At 72.0% G+C, this 18067-nt stretch carries 10 protein-coding genes; 2 read left to right on the forward strand and 8 right to left on the reverse strand.

Annotated features, from left to right (window positions below):
• On the reverse strand, positions 1-1079 hold a 1079-nt coding region (locus ACIQU3_RS25865), incomplete at its 3' end, for a maltotransferase domain-containing protein (RefSeq protein ID WP_403927978.1).
• 214 nt (positions 1080-1293) lie between these two features.
• Positions 1294-2496: a S8 family peptidase gene (locus ACIQU3_RS25870; protein WP_403737078.1), complete on the reverse strand. Its 1203-nt coding sequence runs from the start codon at positions 2494-2496 to the stop codon at positions 1294-1296.
• A 277-nt stretch (positions 2497-2773) separates the two neighbouring features.
• Between ACIQU3_RS25870 and ACIQU3_RS25875 the strand changes: the two genes are divergently transcribed.
• Positions 2774-5392 carry a glycosyltransferase family 1 protein gene (locus ACIQU3_RS25875; RefSeq protein WP_403737075.1) on the forward strand — a complete coding sequence of 873 codons (2619 nt, stop codon included), beginning with the start codon at positions 2774-2776 and terminating at the stop codon, positions 5390-5392.
• A gap of 70 nt (positions 5393-5462) precedes the next feature.
• Here ACIQU3_RS25875 and ACIQU3_RS25880 read toward each other — a convergent pair whose 3' ends face one another.
• The 6 genes from ACIQU3_RS25880 to glgX form a co-directional block, all read right to left on the reverse strand.
• Entirely contained in the window at positions 5463-5993 is a 531-nt protein-coding gene (locus tag ACIQU3_RS25880) for a DUF1990 family protein (RefSeq protein ID WP_403737070.1), read from the reverse strand.
• 68 nt (positions 5994-6061) lie between these two features.
• Positions 6062-7708, reverse strand: a complete 1647-nt coding sequence (locus ACIQU3_RS25885; protein ID WP_403737067.1) for a M4 family metallopeptidase — start codon at positions 7706-7708, stop codon at positions 6062-6064.
• Positions 7709-7927: 219 nt separating this feature from the next.
• Positions 7928-9979: a M4 family metallopeptidase gene (locus ACIQU3_RS25890; protein WP_403927981.1), complete on the reverse strand. Its 2052-nt coding sequence runs from the start codon at positions 9977-9979 to the stop codon at positions 7928-7930.
• 301 nt (positions 9980-10280) lie between these two features.
• A complete protein-coding gene (locus ACIQU3_RS25895; RefSeq protein ID WP_403737061.1) occupies positions 10281-12143 on the reverse strand; it encodes an ABC transporter ATP-binding protein in 1863 nt (620 codons plus the stop codon).
• On the reverse strand, positions 12140-13957 hold the full coding sequence (locus tag ACIQU3_RS25900) for an ABC transporter ATP-binding protein (RefSeq protein WP_403737058.1): 1818 nt from the start codon (positions 13955-13957) through the stop codon (positions 12140-12142). Before ACIQU3_RS25900 ends, ACIQU3_RS25895 begins: the two co-directional genes overlap by 4 nt.
• 349 nt (positions 13958-14306) lie before the next feature.
• On the reverse strand, positions 14307-16559 hold the full coding sequence (gene glgX, locus ACIQU3_RS25905; protein ID WP_403737055.1) for a glycogen debranching protein GlgX: 2253 nt from the start codon (positions 16557-16559) through the stop codon (positions 14307-14309).
• A 189-nt stretch (positions 16560-16748) separates the two neighbouring features.
• On the opposite strand from glgX, the gene ACIQU3_RS25910 reads away from it, so the two are divergent.
• Positions 16749-17993 carry an Ig-like domain-containing protein gene (locus ACIQU3_RS25910; RefSeq protein ID WP_403737052.1) on the forward strand — a complete coding sequence of 415 codons (1245 nt, stop codon included), beginning with the start codon at positions 16749-16751 and terminating at the stop codon, positions 17991-17993.
• Positions 17994-18067: the final 74 nt, after the last annotated feature.

An 18067-nucleotide genomic window follows, 5' to 3' on the forward strand; every position in this document is an offset into this window, starting at 1 on the left:
TCCGGCGAGCACTGCAGCGCGAAGTCCAGCGCCACCTCCATGCCCAGCTCCCGCGCCCGCCCCACGAACCAGATGAAGTCCTCCAGCGTGCCCAGGTCCGGGTGCACCGCGTCGTGCCCGCCCTCCGGCGAACCGATCGCCCAGGGCACGCCCACGTCGTCGGGGCCGGGGGAGAGGGTGTTGTTCCTGCCCTTGCGGAAGGTGGTGCCGATGGGATGGATCGGCGGCAGGTAGACCACGTCGAAGCCCATCGCGGCGATCGCCGGCAGTCTGCGCGCCGCGGTGCGGAACGTGCCGTGGGGCTGCTCGCGGGTGCCCTCCGAGCGCGGGAAGAACTCGTACCAGGAGCCGTACAGGGCCCGCTCGCGCTCCACGAGCAGGGGCAGCGGCTCACTGCCGGTGACCAGGTCCCGCAGCGGATACCGGGCCAGCACCGCCTCCACCTCCGGCGTCAGCGCCCCCGCCAGACGGGAAGCCGCAGGACGGCCCTCGTCCCGCAGGGCGTCGACGGCGGTGCGGATCACGTCGCGCAGACCCTCCTCCTCGGGCACACCGGCGGCCGCCCGCTCGTACAGACGCGCGCCCTCCTCCAGGACCACGTCCGTGTCCATGCCCGCCGGGATCTTGATCTCGGCGTGATGGCGCCAGGTGCTGACCGGGTCCCCCCATGCCTCGACGGTGAACGTCCACAGGCCCGGCTCCCCGGCGGTGACCGTGGCTCCCCACCGGTCCGTCCCGGGGGCCAGCTCGCGCATCGGCGTCCAGGGGCCGGGGCGGCCCTCGGGGTCCTTCAGCACGACGTTGGCGGCCACCGCGTCGTGCCCCTCCCGGAACACGGTCGCCGAGATCTCGAAGGTCTCCCCGGTGACGGCCTTGGCCGGCCGGCGTCCCTGCTGCACCACCGGGCGGACGTCCAGGACCGGTATGCGTCCCACGGCGGTCGCGTCATTGTCGGGAGGTGGCGGCGAGGCCGGTGGGCCCGCCTCGGCCGGGCGCGCGGGGCGTGGTTCGCCGCCGGGCGCGCGCGCCCCGGTGGTGCGGCGGTTGGGGGGTGCTGGCGAATGGTGCTTGGCGGGCATGACCGCTCCTGTCCGCGTCAACGTGGGTAGGCGGATGTCTGTGGGGAGGTGGGTCCTGCATGGTGCTCCTGAGAGGGGTACCCGCAGGAGCCTTCCCACCCTATTCGGGTGGGCAATCCGGCACTTTGTTAACTACTCACGCGTATGTCGACACACAAGACCGGCCTCGTCCGCGACGGACGAGGCCGGCCCCCGGCGCGGCTGATGCTTCGCCCTACTCGCGCGGCACCCTCAGTAATTTGTCCGGCGAACCGACACCCCGGCCGGAGACCTTCCCGGTCGCCGCTGCGGCCGTCAAAGCCCTCCCGACCTGCGCCGGAGTCGCTTTCCGGTGATCGGACAAGTAGAGCGCGGCGGCTCCCGCGGCGTGCGGAGACGCCATCGAGGTACCCGATCGGGTTGCCCGCGCGGTGTCGCTCACCGCGGACGCGGAGGTGATGTCGACGCCCGGGGCGAACAGATCGAGGGCCGGACCGTGATTGGAGAAGGCCGGTTTTGCATCCTCCCGGCCGGTCGCCCCCACCGTGACGGCCTGCTCGACGCCTCCCGGCGAGGAGAGGCCGGCCGGCCTGCCGTCGTTGCCCGCGGCGACCGTGTAGGTGACCCCGGAGGCGATCGAGGCGCGGACGGCCGCGTCCAGCCGCTCGTTGCGCGGCCCGCCCAGGCTGAGGTTGGCGACCGCGGGCTTCCTCGCGTGCCGGGTCACCCAGTCGATCCCGGCGATCACCCGGGCCGTGGTGCCCGCCCCGGCGGCGTCGAGGACGCGCACGGAGACGATCCGGGCCTTCTTGGCGACGCCGTGGACCGTCCCGGCGACCGTGCCGGCGACGTGTGTGCCGTGGCCGTTGGCGTCCGAGGCGTCCCGGTCGTTGCCGACGAAGTCCCAGCCGTGGCCCGCCCGGCCCGCGAAGTCCCGGTGGGTGGTCCGGACGCCGGTGTCGATCACGTACACCGTCACCCCCGCTCCGGCCGACCCGGGCCAGGTGTAGCTCCGGTCCAGCGGCGCCTTCGGCTGGTCGAGGCGGTCCAGCCCCCAGGACGGAGGGTTCTTCTGGGTGCCGTCGAGCCGTACGCGGGTGTCCTGGACGACCGAGGCGACCCGTGGGTCGGCGGCCAGCCGCCCGGCCTGTCTCCCGTCCGCCCGGACCGCGTAGCCGTTCAGGACCGTGCCGTAGACGTGACTGATCCGCACCCCGTACTTTCCGGCGAGTCCCTTTCCGGCCGCCGACCGGGCCTGTGTGTCCTCCTTCAGTGTCACCAGGTAGCTGCCGTGCACGGAGCCGGGTGATCCGGCACCGGTTATCCGCCCCTCCGGTACGGCGTGCGCGGGCAGGGTGGTGGCCGAAAACGCCACGGCGCAGACCGCCGCCGCCAGGCCCCCCGTCCGGCGCAGACGCCGCTCGCGCGTCCGAGCCATGGTCCGAGTTCCCCTCCTCGACTCGGCGTACGGCTGTCGCGCGGAGCCGCGTGCGGCGGGCGCGGGCCGGTACGCCACAGGCAGCCTCTCGTGGCGTGTGAAGCACCACAAGGACGCCTATGGGTGCGGAATCGGCCATATCCGCGGATGGTGCTGTTCAGGCCGATCGGGGGTCGGGTGGCGGAGCCTCAGCGGCGCGGGCGCCGACGCCGGTACTGTCGTAGGGAGACGTCGTCGAAGCCCTGCGAAATCCAGCGAACGCGCCGAGGTGGAACCCGTGAAGGCGATCCGTCGATTCACCGTCCGACCCGTTCTCCCCGACCCCCTCCGGCCGCTCAGCGAGCTGGCCCGCAACCTGCGCTGGTCGTGGCACGCGGAGACCCGGGACCTGTTCCGGTCCGTGGACCCCGAGCGGTGGGCCGCCTCGGGCGGCGACCCCGTCCGGCTGCTCGGCAGCGTGCCGCCCGCGCGACTGGCGGAGCTCGCCGGGGACGACTCGTTCCTGAGCCGCCTCGCCGCGGTCGCGGACGATCTGCGCGGCTACACGGCCGGCGAGCGCTGGTACCAGACCCAGCCCGAGGAACTGCCCGCCGCGATCGCCTACTTCTCACCCGAGTTCGGCATCACGGCCGCCCTGCCCCAGTACTCCGGCGGCCTCGGCATCCTGGCCGGCGACCACCTGAAGGCGGCCAGCGACCTCGGCGTCCCGCTGATCGGCGTCGGCCTGCTCTACCGGCACGGCTACTTCCGCCAGACCCTCTCCCGCGACGGCTGGCAGCAGGAGCACTACCCCGTCCTCGACCCGAACGAGCTGCCCGTCGCCCAGCTCGAGGAGCCCGACGGCACCCCCGCCCACGTCGCCCTCGCCCTGCCCGGCGGCAGGCAGCTGCACGCCCGGATCTGGCTGGCGCAGGTCGGCCGCGTCCCGCTGCTGATGCTGGACTCCGACGTCGAGGAGAACGACCTCGGCGAGCGCGGCGTGACCGACCGGCTCTACGGCGGCGGCAGCGAGCACCGGCTGCTCCAGGAGATGCTCCTCGGTATAGGAGGGGTCCGGGCGGTACGGACGTACTGCCGGCTGACCGGCCATCCCGAGCCGGAGGTCTTCCACACCAACGAGGGACACGCCGGTTTCCTCGGCCTGGAACGCATCGCCGAACTCTGCGCCCAGGGGCTGGACTTCGACGCGGCGCTGGAGTCGGTCCGGGCCGGGACCGTCTTCACCACGCACACGCCCGTCCCGGCCGGCATCGACCGCTTCGACCGCGAGCTGGTCGCCCGGCACTTCGGCCCCGACGCCGAACTGCCCCGCATCGACGTCGACCGCGTTCTGCGGCTCGGCATGGAGAGCTACCCGGGGGGCGAGCCCAACCTGTTCAACATGGCCGTGATGGGCCTGCGCCTGGCCCAGCGCGCCAATGGCGTGTCACTGCTGCACGGCAACGTCAGCCGCGAGATGTTCTCCGGCCTGTGGCCCGGCTTCGACGCCGACGAGGTGCCCATCACCTCCGTCACCAACGGGGTGCACGCACCCACCTGGGTCGCCCCCGAGGTGTTCCGGCTCGGTGCCCGGCAGATCGGCGTCCGGCGTGCAGAGGAGGCGATGACGGTCGGCGGCTCGGAGCGCTGGGACTCCGTGGCCGACATCCCCGACCAGGACATCTGGGACCTGCGGCGGGTGCTGCGCGAGCAGCTCGTCGAGGAGGTCCGGGAGCGGCTGCGGGCGTCCTGGCGGCAGCGCGGCGCCGGTACGGCCGAACTGGGCTGGATCGACGGCGTGCTCGACCCGGACGTGCTGACCATCGGCTTCGCCCGGCGCGTCCCGTCGTACAAGCGCCTGACGCTGATGCTGCGCGACCGGGACCGGCTGATGGACCTGCTGCTGCACTCCGAGCGGCCGGTCCAGATCGTCGTCGCGGGCAAGGCGCACCCCGCCGACGACGGCGGCAAGCGGCTCGTGCAGGAGCTGGTGCGGTTCACGGACGACCCGCGGGTGCGCCATCGGATCGTGTTCCTGCCCGACTACGGCATGGCCATGGCCCAGAAGCTGTACCCGGGCTGCGACATCTGGCTGAACAACCCGCTGAGGCCGCTGGAGGCCTGCGGCACCTCCGGCATGAAGGCCGCACTGAACGGCTGTCTCAATCTGTCCGTCCTGGACGGTTGGTGGGACGAGTGGTTCCAGCCCGACTTCGGCTGGGCCATCCCCACGGCGGACGGCGTCGGGACCGACCCGGACCACCGTGACGACATGGAGGCCGCTGCGCTGTACGACCTGCTGGAGCAGCGGGTGACGCCCCGCTTCTACGAGCGCGGGCGCAGCGGGCTGCCGGACCGGTGGATCGAGATGGTCCGGCACACGCTGAGCCTGCTCGGGCCGAAGGTGCTGGCGGGGCGGATGGTTCGCGAGTACGTGGAGCGCCTCTACGCGCCCGCTGCTCTCTCCCACCGGTCCACGGGCCCGGACGCGGCACGCGACCTCGCCGCGTGGAAGGGGAAGGTGCGGGCGGCGTGGCCGGATGTGACCGTCGACCACGTGGAGACGTCGGCGTCGGAAACGCTGGCCGAGCTGGGGACGACGCTGGGACTGCGGGTGCGGGTCGGGCTCGGTGCGCTCGGGCCGGAGGACGTGGAGGTGCAGGTCGTCTCCGGGCGAGTGGACGAGGAGGACCGGATCGGGGACGCGACGGTCGTGCCGCTGAAGCCGGTGGGATCTCCCGACCAGGACGGGCGCTGGGTCTACGAGGGGCCCTTGTCGCTGGATCGCACCGGGCCTTTCGGGTACACGGTGCGGATCCTTCCCGCGCATCGGCTGTTGGCGTCCAGCGCCGAGTTGGGCTTGGTCGCCGGGCCTTCCGAGGAGCTGGTGGCGGCTGCGGGGCTCTTGATGCGTTGAGTGTCGGCTGCGGGGCGTGGGGGGCTCGCGCCCCCGCGGCGGAGCCGCAGAGCGATACGGCCCCGCGCTCCTAAGCCGGCTCGCCACCCTGCGTCGCGAGGTGCCGCAGGACGCTGCCGCACCGGCGGGCGTACGCGTGCTGGAAACCCCTCGTCGCCGGGCCGCCCGCCTTGGCGTACCACTTGGCCGGCCGGCTGAACGCGTTCACCGTGAGCCAGACCGTGCCGTCTCCCGTGCGGTCGACGACGAACGACTCCTCGCCGGTCTCCGGGTGGCCGGGCAACGTGCCGTAGGCCCAGCCCGCCCGGCGGGGTTCCTCGATCGTCCAGACCACGCGGCAGGGGGCCTTGATCATGCCGGCGAGGGTGACCGTGACGTCCACGCCGGGGGCGGCACGCTCCGCGGTCGTGTCCATGCCCACGCCCATGGCGCGGTGCATCTCCCAGGTCAGGACGGCCTCCGAGGCCCGGCGGAAGACCTCCTCGCCCTCGCCCAGGCGGGTGCGTACGTTCATGGGACGGAAGCCCGGCGGGCAGAAACCCTGGTCACGGGTGGCGCCGACATCGGCGTAGGTGAAGTCCTGCGAATCCGTAGAAGACACGGTCCCCAAGACTAAGGCGGTACCCGGACCCGCCCGGGGTCCGGGTACCGCCCGTGGTCGTGCTTCGGTCAGCCGACGTTCACGGCCGACCAGGCGGCGGCGACCGCCTTGTACTCGGTGCTGGACGCGCCGTACAGGGCCGAGGCCGCGTTCAGGGTCGCGGTGCGGGCCTGCGCGTACTTGGTCGTCGACGTCATGTACGTCGTCAGCGCCTTGTACCAGATCTGGAGCGCCTTGGTGCGGCCGATGCCGGTGACCGTGGAGCCGTTGGACGTGGGCGAGTTGTAGGTCACGCCGTTGATCGTCTTCGAGCCGCTGCCCTCGGACAGCAGGTAGAAGAAGTGGTTGGCGGGGCCGGAGGAGTAGTGGACGTCCACGCCGCCCAGGCCGGAGGACCAGCTGTCCTTGGACGCGCCGTCCTTGCTGGGCTTGTCCATGTAGCGCAGCGGGGTGCCGTCGCCGTTGATGTCGATCTCCTCGCCGATGAGGTAGTCACCGACGTCGGAGGAGTTGCCCGCGAAGAACTCGGCGCCCGCGCCGAAGATGTCGGAAGTGGCCTCGTTCAGACCGCCGGACTCACCGCTGTAGTTCAGGCCCGCCGTGGCCGACGTCAGACCGTGGCTCATCTCGTGCGCCGCCACGTCCAGCGAGGTCAGGGGGTTGGTGTTGCCCGAGCCGTCGCCGTAGGTCATGCAGAAGCAGCTGTCGGACCAGAAGGCGTTGACGTAGCTGTTGCCGTAGTGGACCCGCGAGTAGGCGGCCTTGCCGTCGTTGCGGATGCCGTTGCGGCCGAAGGTGCTCTTGTAGAAGTCCCAGGTGATCTGGGCGCCGTAGTGCGCGTCGGCGGCGGCCGTCTCGGCGTTGGACGGGTTGCCGGTGCCCCAGACGTCGTCGGCGCCGGAGAAGAGGGTGCCGGTGCCGGAGGTGCCGCGGTTGAGGTTGTAGGTCTTGTGGCCGCCGCGGGTGCCGTCCGTGAGGTTGTACGTCGACCCGGACTTGGTGGTGCTGAGGGTGACCTGGCCGCTGTACGTGGTGTTGCCGGTGCCGGTCTCGACGCCCTGGTACTCGTAGAGCTTCTTGCCGGTGGCGGCGTCGGTGATGACATGCAGTTCGTTCGGGGTGCCGTCCTCCTGGAGGCCGCCGACGACGGTCTCGTAGGCGAGGACCGGCTTGCCGCTCGCGGCCCAGATCACCTTGCGGGGAGCGGAGTTCGCCTCGGTCTTGGCCGAGCCGGCCGCCTTGGCGAGGGTCAGGGCCTGCTTCTCGGCCTTGGCGGCGGGGACCTCGGGCTTGAGCGAGGCGACCTTCAGGGCCGCCTTGGTGGCTCTGGTGACGCCCTTGGTCGCGCCTGACTTCGACTCGTGCACCACGAGGTCGCCGCCGAGGACCGGCAGGCCCCCGTAGGTGCGCTCGTAGCGGGTGTGGACCGAGCCGTCGGCGTCCTTCACGACGTCCTTGACGACCAGCTTCTCCTGGGCGCCGAGGCCTATCGCGTCGGCGGTCTTCCTGGCGTCCGCCTGCTGCTCCTGGATGAGCGCGGTGCGGGCGGGCGCGGAGAGCAGCACGGGGGCCGCGGCGAGGGCCGGCTTGCTCGCGGAGTCGGCAGCCGCGCTGCTGCCGGAGGTCAGGCCGGTGGTGAGCAGGGCGCCGGCGGCGACAGCGGTGGCGATGGCCAGCGTGGCGCGCTTTTGACGCGCGTAGAGAGAGGTGGACACACAAGCTCCTCGATGTGGGGGAAGTGCTGTGGTGCTGTGCGGCGTGGGGGAAGAGTGGCACTGGGGACGCGTACATGTCAGGAGAGAGGCGTGATGTTGGCCGGAACTCGACGGCCAGATGTACGCGAGGACACGTGAAACGGACGCCGCCCCGGGGGATTCGAACCCACCGGGGCGGCGCCCTGACTCGAGGGCCGGATGGCCTGTGGAGCTACCGGTCTACGGGAAGGTCAGCTTCCAGCTGTTGATGTAGCCGGTGTCGATGGCCGCGTTGTCCTGGACCCGGAGGTTCCAGACGCCGTTGGCCACCTCGGAGGAGGCGTTCACCGTGTAGGTGGTGTTGATGTTGTCCGCGCTTCCGCCGGTGCCGTAGCCCTTCAGCGTGTACACCGTGCCGTCGGGGGCGACCAGATCCACCTTGAGGTCACCGATGTAGGTGTGGACGATGTCCACCGCGACCTGGAGGTTGGACGGCGCGTTGCCCGTCCGGCCGGAGACGGTGACCGGCGAGGTGACCGCCGCGCCGCGGTCCGGGATCGCCACGTCGGCGGTGTTCTCGAAGGACGTGCCGCCGCCGCCTCCGCCGCCGGAGCGGGTGCCGACGTTGACGCCCGCCCACGCGTCCTGGACCGCCTTGTACTCGGCGCTGTCCGTGCCGTACAGCTCACCCGTGGCCGCGAGGGTGCCGGTGCGGGCGCCCGCGTAGTTGGTGTTCGAGGTGAACTTCGTGGTGAGCGCGCGGAACCAGATCTTCTCCGCCTTGTCACGGCCGATGCCGGTGACCGGAAGACCGTCCGAGGTGGCCGAGTTGTACGTGACACCGTTGATGGTCTTGGTGCCGCTGCCCTCGGAGAGCAGATAGAAGAAGTGGTTGGCGGGGCCCGACGAGTAGTGCACGTCGACCGAGCCGATGCCCGAGTACCAGCTGTCCTTGGACGCGCCGTCCTTGCTCGGCTTGTCCATGTAGCGCAGCGGGCTGCCGTCGCCGTTGATGTCGATCTCCTCGCCGATGAGGTAGTCACCGACATCGGAGGAGTTGTTCGCGTAGAACTCGACCGTCGATCCGAAGATGTCGGAGGTGGCCTCGTTCAGACCGCCGGACTCGCCGCTGTAGACGAGACCCGCGGTGTTGGACGTGACGCCGTGGGTCATCTCGTGACCGGCCACGTCGATCGACGTCAGCGGGTGGGTGTTGCCCGACCCGTCGCCGTAGGTCATGCAGAAGCAGCTGTCGGACCAGAAGGCGTTGACGTAGTTGTTGCCGTAGTGGACGCGGGAGTAGGCGCCCACGCCGTCGCCCTTGATGCCCGAACGCCCGTGCACGTTCTTGTAGTAGTCCCACGTCAGCGCGGCGCCGTAGTGCGCGTCCGCGCCCGCGGTCTCCGCGTTGGAGGGGCTGCCGTTGCCCCACGCGTCGTCGGGACCGGAGAACAGGGTGCCGGTGCCGGAGGTGCCGCGGTTGAGGTTGTACGTCTTGTGGCCGCCGCGCGCGCCGTCCGTGAGGTTGTACGTCGACCCGGACTGCGTGGTGCCGAGCGTCACCGTGCCGCTGTACATGGTGTTGCCGGTGCCGTTCTCGATGCCCTGGTACTCGTAGAGCTTGGCACCCGTGGCGGCGTCGGTGACGACGTGCAGCTCGTTCGGCGTGCCGTCCTTCTGGAGGCCGCCCACGACGGTCTCGTAGGCCAGGGTGGGCTTGCCGTTCGCCGCCCAGATCACCTTGCGCGGCGCCTTGTCGACGTCGGCGCTCCTGGTGTCGTCCGCCTTGGCGAGGGCCAGCGCCTGCTTCTGCGCCTTGGCGGCGGGGACGGCGGCGGTGGTGGTGGCCGGCTTGATGGCGGCGCGGGTCGCCTTGACGACCGCCTTGGTCGCACCGGACCCGGCGGTCTTGACGACCAGGTCGCCGCCGAGGACGGGCAGGCCGTCGTAGGTGCGCTCGTAGCGGGTGTGGACCGTGCCGTCGGCGTCCTTCACGACGTCACGGACGACCAGCTTCTCCTTGGCGCCGAGACCCAGGTCCCGGGCGGTCTGCGCCTTGCGGGCCTCGGCCTTGCGGATCAGCGCGGCCCGCTGGGCGGGGCTGAGCTTGACCGACTCCGCGCCGGGGATCGCCTTGCTCGCGGCCGTCGGTGCCTGTTCCGGGGCCGCGACGGCGGTGCCGCTCTGGACGGCGGCGGCGATCAACGCGGCGACGCCGGCGAGGGCCACGGCCGCGGTGGTGTGGGGAGTGCGTCTGTGGGAGGTGCCTCTTCGCGAGGAACTGCTTCTCAACACTGACTCCTTCTGCGGGACCGGGGGTCGCCCGGCCTGGGGAGGTGGAGGTGTTGCTGTGGGGTTCCTGTGGAGCAGTCGTGGGAAGCGTGGCAGGGGAGGGCGCTTTCTGTCAGGACCGCGTCAAAAGTATGGCCGGAAACGGTTCGTTGTCCGGAAGTTCATGTTCGGTATGCGGACGCTTCCCCGGGTGGACGCTTCGCTGTCCCGGGGTCGAGGAGCGCTGCGCCCGCGGGCAGTCGGTACGGCGACGACCACGGGGCCCGACGGGTGCGGGCCCCGGACGCCGCCGCCGCGCGCCCTACGCCAGGCTGTCCCGCCAGGCCCGGTGCAGATCCGCGAACCGCCCGGTGCCCGCGATGAGTTCGGCCGGTTCGCCGTCCTCCACGATCCGGCCGCGTTCCATCACCAGGACCCGGTCCGCGATCTCCACGGTCGACAGCCGGTGCGCGATGACCACGGCCGTACGGCCCTTCAGCACCGTCGTCATGGCCCGCTGCACCGCACGCTCCCCGGGGACGTCCAGCGAGCTGGTCGCCTCGTCGAGGATCAGCACCGCCGGGTCGGCCAGCAACGCCCGGGCGAACGCGACCAGTTGCCGCTGCCCGGCCGAGATCCGGCCGCCGCGCTTGCGCACGTCGGTGTCGTAGCCGTCGGGCAGGGCGCTGATGAAGTCGTGCGCGCCGATCGCCTTCGCCGCCTGCTCCATCTCCTCGCGGGTGGCGTCGGGCCGGCCGATCGCGATGTTGTCGGCGACCGTGCCGGAGAACAGGAACGTCTCCTGCGTCACCATGACCACCCCGCGTCGCAGTTCGGGTACGGCGAGGTCGCGCAGATCGACGCCGTCCAGCAGCACCCGGCCGCCGGACGGGTCGTAGAACCGGGCCAGCAGTTTGGCCAGCGTCGACTTCCCGGCACCCGTGGAGCCCACGACCGCGACCGTCTGCCCCGCCGGCAGGGTGAGGTCGAACGCGGGCAGCACCTCCCCGCCGGTGCGGTAGCCGAAGCGGACACCGTCGAAGACCACTTCCCGGCCGGGGTGTTCGCCCTCCAGCGGCGGAAGCCGCCGTGGGGCGGCCGGCTCGGGGACCGAGGGGGTCTGGGCGAGCAGGCCGGCGATCTTCTCCAGCGAGGCCGCCGCCGACTGGTAGGAGTTCAGGAACATCCCGAGCCGGTCGATGGGGTCGTAGAGCCGCCGCAGGTACAGCACGGCAGCCGCCAGCACACCGAGGGCCAGTGTGCCGTCCGCGACCCGGTGGGCGCCCCACAGGACGATCGCCGCGACCGCCGTGTTGGCGACCAGCCGCGAACCGGTGACGTAGCGGGCCATCTCCAGCAGCGCGTCGCCGTTGACCCGCTCGTGCCGCCGGTTGAGCTCGCCGAAGTCCGCGTCGTTGGCGGACTCGCGACGGAAGGCGCGTACCGGCCGGATGCCGTTCATCGTCTCGACGAACTTGACGATCACGGCCGCGATGGCGGTCGACCGCGCCCGGTACACCCGCCCGGCCCGCCGCCGGTACCACCGCACGAGCGCGTAGAGCGGCACCAGGGACGCCACCGCCACGCCCCCGAGCCCCAGGTCGAGCCAGAGCAGCATCGCCGAGATGTAGACGAAGGACAGGATCACCGTCACGAGCTCCTGGAGGCCCTCGTCCAGCAGTTCGCGCAGCGACTCCACGTCGGTCGTGGAACGGGAGATGAGCCGGCCCGAGGTGTAGCGCTCGTGGAAGTCGACGCTCAGCGCCGACGCGTGGCGGAAGATCCGGCCGCGCAGATCCAGCAGCACGTCCTGGCTGACCCGGGCCGCGGCGGCGACGAAGGCGAACTGCAGCCCGCCGGCGGCCAGCGCGCACGCCAGATACGCGACGCCCACCGCGATCAGCGGCCCGTGGTCCTGCGCCCGGAACGCCGGCACACCGCGGTCGATGGCGTACGCCACGAGCAGCGGACCCGCCTGCACGACCGCCTGCTGGAGCAGCAGCAGGAGCGTCGTGACCGCGACCCGGGCCTTCATGGGCGCGAGCAGGGAGCGCAGCAGGGCCCCGGTGGCGCCCGGCGGGGTGGGCAGGACGTCCCGGTCGAACGGGTCGCCAGGGGCCAGGGACCGGTCGTCGGGCCGCTCGCCGGGCTTGCTGCCGGGCGGTGCGCCGGTGGCCGTCGTCATCGTGCGCCCTCCTCTTCCCCTGACATCAGATGCGCGTACTCGGCGTTCTCACGCAGCAGTTCGTGGTGGGTGCCGACCGCGGCGATCCGGCCGCCCGACAGCAGGGCGACACGGTCGGCGAGCAGCACGGTGGACGGGCGGTGCGCGACGATCAGGGCGGTGGTGTCCGCGAGGACCTGCCGCAGAGCGGCCTCCACGGCGGCCTCGGTGTGTACGTCCAGCGCCGACAGCGGGTCGTCCAGGACGAGGAACTCCGGCTGCCCGACGACGGCCCGCGCCAGCGCGAGACGCTGGCGCTGCCCACCGGAGAGGCTGAGGCCCTGCTCGCCCACCTGGGTGTCGATGCCCTGGGGCAGGGCATGCGCGAAGCCGGCCTGGGCGACGGCGAGGGCACGCTCCAGATCGGCCGGTCCGGCGGTGTCCCCGCCGCCCATGAGAACGTTGTCGCCGACCGTGGCCGAGAACAGCGTCGGCTCCTCGAAGGCCATGGCGACCTTGGTGCGCAGCGCTTCCCTGGACAGCTCCGTGATGTCGACGCCGTCGAGGGTGATGCGGCCCGAGGTCACCTCGTGGAGGCGGGGGACGAGTGCGGTGAGGGTGGTCTTGCCGCTGCCGGTGGCACCGACCAGGGCCATGGACTCGCCGGAGCGGATGTGCAGGTCGACGTCCCGCAGCACGGGCGCGGAAGCGGGCTCGGCGTCCGGGTAGCGGAACTGGACGTGGTGGAAGCGCAGCCCCCTGTCTGCCGGCTGCCTCGCGCCGGGGAGCGCGCTGGAGGGGGCGTGCGGGCTCGAGGTGGCGTGGTCGCTGGAGGGCGCGTGCTCCGCCTCCTCGTCCATCACCTCGAAGAACCGCTCCGTCGCCGTCGCCGCCTCCTGGCTCATCGCCAGCAGGAACCCGATCGACTCCACCGGCCACCGCAGCGCCAGCGCCGTCGACAGGAACGCCACCAGCGTCCCGGCGGACAGGGCGCCGTCCGCCACCTGGACGGCCCCCACCACCAGTGCCGCCCCGATCGCGACCTCCGGCAGCGTCACGATGACGCCCCAGATCGTCGCCAGCAGCCGCGCCTTGCGCAGCTCCGTGCCGCGCAGCGTCCTCGACAGGTCCCGGAACGCCCGGGCCTGACTGCGGTGGCGGCCGAAACCCTTGATGATGCGGATGCCGAGCACGCTCTCCTCGACGACCGTCGTCAGGTCGCCGACCTGGTCCTGGGCCCGCCGGGCCACCTGCGCGTACCGCTTCTCGAAGATCGCGCAGGTGACCACGACGGGCACGGCGGGCCCGAGGACGACCAGCCCGAGCGTCCAGTCCTGGAGCAGCATGATGACCACGCCGACGACGATCGTCACCCCGTTGACCAGCAGGAACGTCAAGGGGAAGGCGAGGAACTGGCGCAGCAGCATCAGGTCGGTGGTGGCCCGGGAGAGCAACTGCCCCGAGGCCCACCGGTCGTGGAAGGCCACCGGCAGCCGCTGCAGGTGCCGGTACAGCCCCGCCCGCATGGACGCCTCGACGCGGGTGAGCGGGCGGGCCACCAGCCACCGCCGCAGCCCGAACAGCAGGGCCTCCGTGAAGCCGAGCAGCAGCAGGTACAGCGCGCCGAGCCACACTCCGGCCGGGTCCCGCCGGGCGATCGGCCCGTCGACCATCCACTTCAGGACGAGCGGGATCACCAAACCCACACAGGAGGCGAGTATCGCGACGAACGCGGCACTGAACAGCCGCGTCCGCACGGGCCGTACGTACGGCCACAGGCGCAGCAGCGAACGCACGGCGGAACGGTCCTGGGCGGGGGTGGGTGTGGTGGCCATCAGCAGCGAGCCTACGGATCGCCACTGACACTGCCCACCGACTTTTGGCCGGACCCGGGTCGGTCCTCGCTCCTACGACCTGCGGGAACGTTCGACGGGTCGTACGTCCGCGGCAGCCGACCGGCCGATGCCCGCCGGAGCGCGGTCTCCGCCCTCGGCACGGTGGACGGCCGGCCCGTCCGGGTCTTCGGCACCCCTCTCGCCCGGCGGCGCCCCCGGGCCACAACTCCGGCCGCCCCGGCGCGAGATCGGCCCGCACGCGCCGTTCGCCGGCCGGGTCGCACCGGCAGCCGGTGTGCCCCGCGGCCGGGGAGGCGCCGCCCTCCCGCCCGGTCGGCGCCGCGATGCCTCAGCCCGTCACCCGCAGCAGCAGCACCGCCCGAGCGGGCATCGTGATCTCCGAACCCGCCCGGTGCTCCACGCCCGGTGCCTCCCCCTGCTCCTCCAGGCTGGTGTCCACGATCACCTCGTACCGCTCGGCCCAGGGCGGCCCCGGCAGCACGAAGTCCACCGGCCCCTCACCCGCGTGCAGCACGGCCAGGAAGCTGTCGTCGAGGACCTGCTCTCCGCGCTCGTCACGGCCCGGGATGTCCCGGCCGGACAGGTACATGCCCAGTGTGGCGGCGGGCGCGTACCAGTCCTGCTCGGTCATCTCCGTGCCCCGGCAGGTGAACCACGCCAGGTCGCGCAGTCCGTCCGCGGTCTGCGCCCGGCCGGAGAAGAACGCCCGGCGCCTGAGCACCGGGTGCCGGTGGCGCAGCGCGATCAGCCGGGAGGTCAGTGCGAACAGGGCCTGCCAGGCGGGGTCCTCCAGCAGCTCCCAGTCCAGCCAGCCGATCTCGTTGTCCTGGCAGTACGCGTTGTTGTTGCCGCGCTGGGTGCGGCCCAGTTCGTCGCCCGCGACCAGCATGGGCACGCCCGTCGACAGCAGCAGCGTGGTCAGCAGGTTCCTGATCTGCCGGCGCCTGAGCGCCCGTACGCCCTCGTCGTCCGTCTCGCCCTCGGCGCCGCAGTTCCAGGCCCGGTTGTCGTCCGTGCCGTCCCGGTTGCCCTCGCCGTTGGCCTCGTTGTGCTTGCGCTCGTAGGACACGAGGTCGCGCAGGGTGAAACCGTCGTGCGCGGTGATGAAGTTGACCGACGCGTACGGCCTGCGTCCGCCCCACGCGTACAGGTCGCTGGAGCCCGACAGCCGGTAGCCCATCTCCCGGACGTCCGGCAGCGCGTGCCGCCAGAAGTCCCGTACGGCGTTGCGGTACCGGTCGTTCCACTCCGTCCACAGAGGCGGGAACGCCCCCACCTGATAGCCGCCCGACCCCACGTCCCACGGCTCCGCGATCAGTTTTACCCGGCGCAGCACAGGGTCCTGGGCGATGACCGCGAGGAACGGGGACAGCATGTCGACGTCGTGCATGGAGCGGGCCAGCGCCGCCGCCAGGTCGAAGCGGAATCCGTCCACGCCCATCTCGGTCACCCAGTACCGCAGTGAGTCCGTGATCAGGCGCAGCACGTGCGGCTGTACCACGTGCAGGGTGTTGCCGCAGCCGGTGTAGTCGGCGTAGCGGCGGGCGTCGTCCTGGAGGCGGTAGTAGCCGCGGTTGTCGACGCCCTTCAGGGACAGCGTCGGACCCAGCTCGCCCGCCTCCGCGGTGTGGTTGTAGACCACGTCCAGGATGACCTCGATCCCGGCCGCGTGCAGGGCGCGCACCATCCGCTTGAACTCGCCGACCTGCTGCCCTCTCGTCCCGGAGGCCGCGTAGGCGGCGTGCGGCGCGAAGTATCCGATGGAGTTGTAGCCCCAGTAGTTCCTGAGGCTCCTGCGCAGCAGGTGGTCCTCGTGGGCGAACTGGTGCACCGGCAGCAGCTCCACCGCTGTCACCCCCAGCTTCACCAGGTGCGCGACCGCCGCCGGGTGCGCGAGACCGGCGTAGGTGCCGCGCAGCTCCTCGGGGATGCCCGGGTGGAGCTGCGTGAAGCCCTTGACGTGCAGCTCGTAGATCACCGAGTCGGCCCACGGCGTCTTCGGCCGGCGGTCGTCGGCCCAGTCGTCGTCATCGTGGACGACGACGCCCTTCGGCACGTGCGGTGCCGAGTCCCGGTCGTCGCGCACGGTGTCGGCGACGTGCTGCTGCGGCCAGTCACGGACGTGGCCGTAGACCTCCGGCGGCAGGCCGAAGTCGCCGTCCACCGCCCGGGCGTACGGGTCGAGCAGCAGCTTCGCCGGGTTCCAGCGGGCTCCGGTCCACGGGTCCCAGCGGCCGTGCACCCGGTAGCCGTAGCGCTGGCCGGGCAGCACGCCCGGGACGAAGCCGTGCCAGATCTCGTGGGTCAGCTCGGCGAGCCGGACCCGCGACTCCTTGCCCGTCTCGTCGAACAGGCACAGCTCGACGCCCTCGGCTCCGCCCGCCCACAATGCGAAGTTGGTGCCCGCCACCCCGTCCGGGCCGACCCGGAACCGGGCACCGAGCGGGGTCGGAGCGCCCGGCCACGCGGGCACGGTGGGCGGCGGCGCGGTCCGCCGCGCTCCGTTCACGGCGGCGGCCTGGCGCCCGTTCCCGGTGGCCCGATGACCGGCCACCGCCTCCTGCTCGGCTGCGCTGGACACCTGTCAGCCTCCCACCGGCTCGTGGGACGACGGGGGACAGAGGGGTGCGGCCCTGTGCTGCGGCCCGGGTCGCGGCTCCCCTGCGCGTCGTCCTCCCCACTGTTCTGCCCAGAGCATGCGTCGCACTCACGTTTCCCCGGGGGCGGGCATGGTCGTTTCCCGGGGACACGGCCGGTCGTTGGGCACCGCGTGAGGCACGTACAAGGGCGCGCGCGGCGCGCGAGGGCCGCGCTGGCCGCCGTAGTGACATGGGCAGGGCTCCTCGCCGGGGCCACGGGGTGTACCTCGGACGACGCGGGCGGGATCGCCGGGGTGTTCGGCGCGCCCCCGGCGCCCGAGGACGTCATCGAGGTCTCACCCGACGACGGCAGCAGGGGTGTGCGCCCCGGCAGGAAGCTGCGGGTGCGCGTGCCCGACGGCCGACTGGAGAAGGTGAAGGTCGTCAGGTCCCAGGACGCGCAGGAGACCCGGGTGCCCGGGCACCTCTCCGCGGACGGCCTGACCTGGGAACCCGACGAGGAGCGGCTCGCGCTGGCCGCCGAGTACACCGTCGACGCGGTGGCGGTGGACGGCGACGGACACCGCTCGGCCCGGCACACGACCTTCACCACGCACGTCCCCGACGAACGCTTCATCGGCTACGTCGCCCCGGAGAACCGCGCCACGGTCGGCACCGGCATGATCGTCTCCCTGGAGTTCAACCGCGAGATCACCGACCGCGCCGCCGTCGAACGCGCGATCCGGGTCACCGCCCGCCCGCCCGTGGAGATCCGCCCGCACTGGTTCGGCGCGGCCCGTCTCGATTTCCGCCCCCGGGACTACTGGAAGCCCGGCACCGAGGTCACCGTGGCCCTGCGGCTGCGCGACGTCGAGGGCGCACCCGGCGTCTACGGCTTGCAGCACAAGACGTTCTCCTTCACCGTCGGCCGCAGCCAGGTCTCCGTGGTCGACGCCGCCGCGCACTCCATGGAGGTCCGGCGCGACGGCGAGTCCCTCGCCACCGTGCCCGTCACGGCGGGGGCGCCCAGGTACACCACGTACAACGGCAAGATGGTGGTGACGGAGATGCTCGACGTCACCCGGATGAACGGCGCCACGGTCGGCTTCAAGAAGCGCGACGGCAAGGGCGAGTACGACATCCCGGACGTTCCGCACGCCATGCGCCTGACCGACTCCGGCACCTTCCTGCACGGCAACTACTGGGCGCACCACACCGTGTTCGGCCGCACCAACGTCAGTCACGGCTGCATCGGGCTGCGTGACGTGAAGGGCGGCGGGTCGGACACCCCGGCCGGCTGGTTCTTCGACCGCAGCCTCGTCGGGGACGTCGTGGAGGTCGTCAACAGCAATGACAAAAAGGTCGCTCCCGACAACGGGCTCGGAGGATGGAATATGGGCTGGAATGCATGGAAGGCGGGCAGTGCGGTGAAGTAGCCGGACACAGGGGCGGGTTGGCCCGGGATCCGTTGGGACCGAACGGTGACAATCGCGGGCCGCCCGTGGCCGGT

This window comes from Streptomyces sp. NPDC101110, assembly GCF_044759525.1.
In the GTDB taxonomy this organism is placed as follows: Bacteria; Actinomycetota; Actinomycetes; order Streptomycetales; family Streptomycetaceae; genus Streptomyces.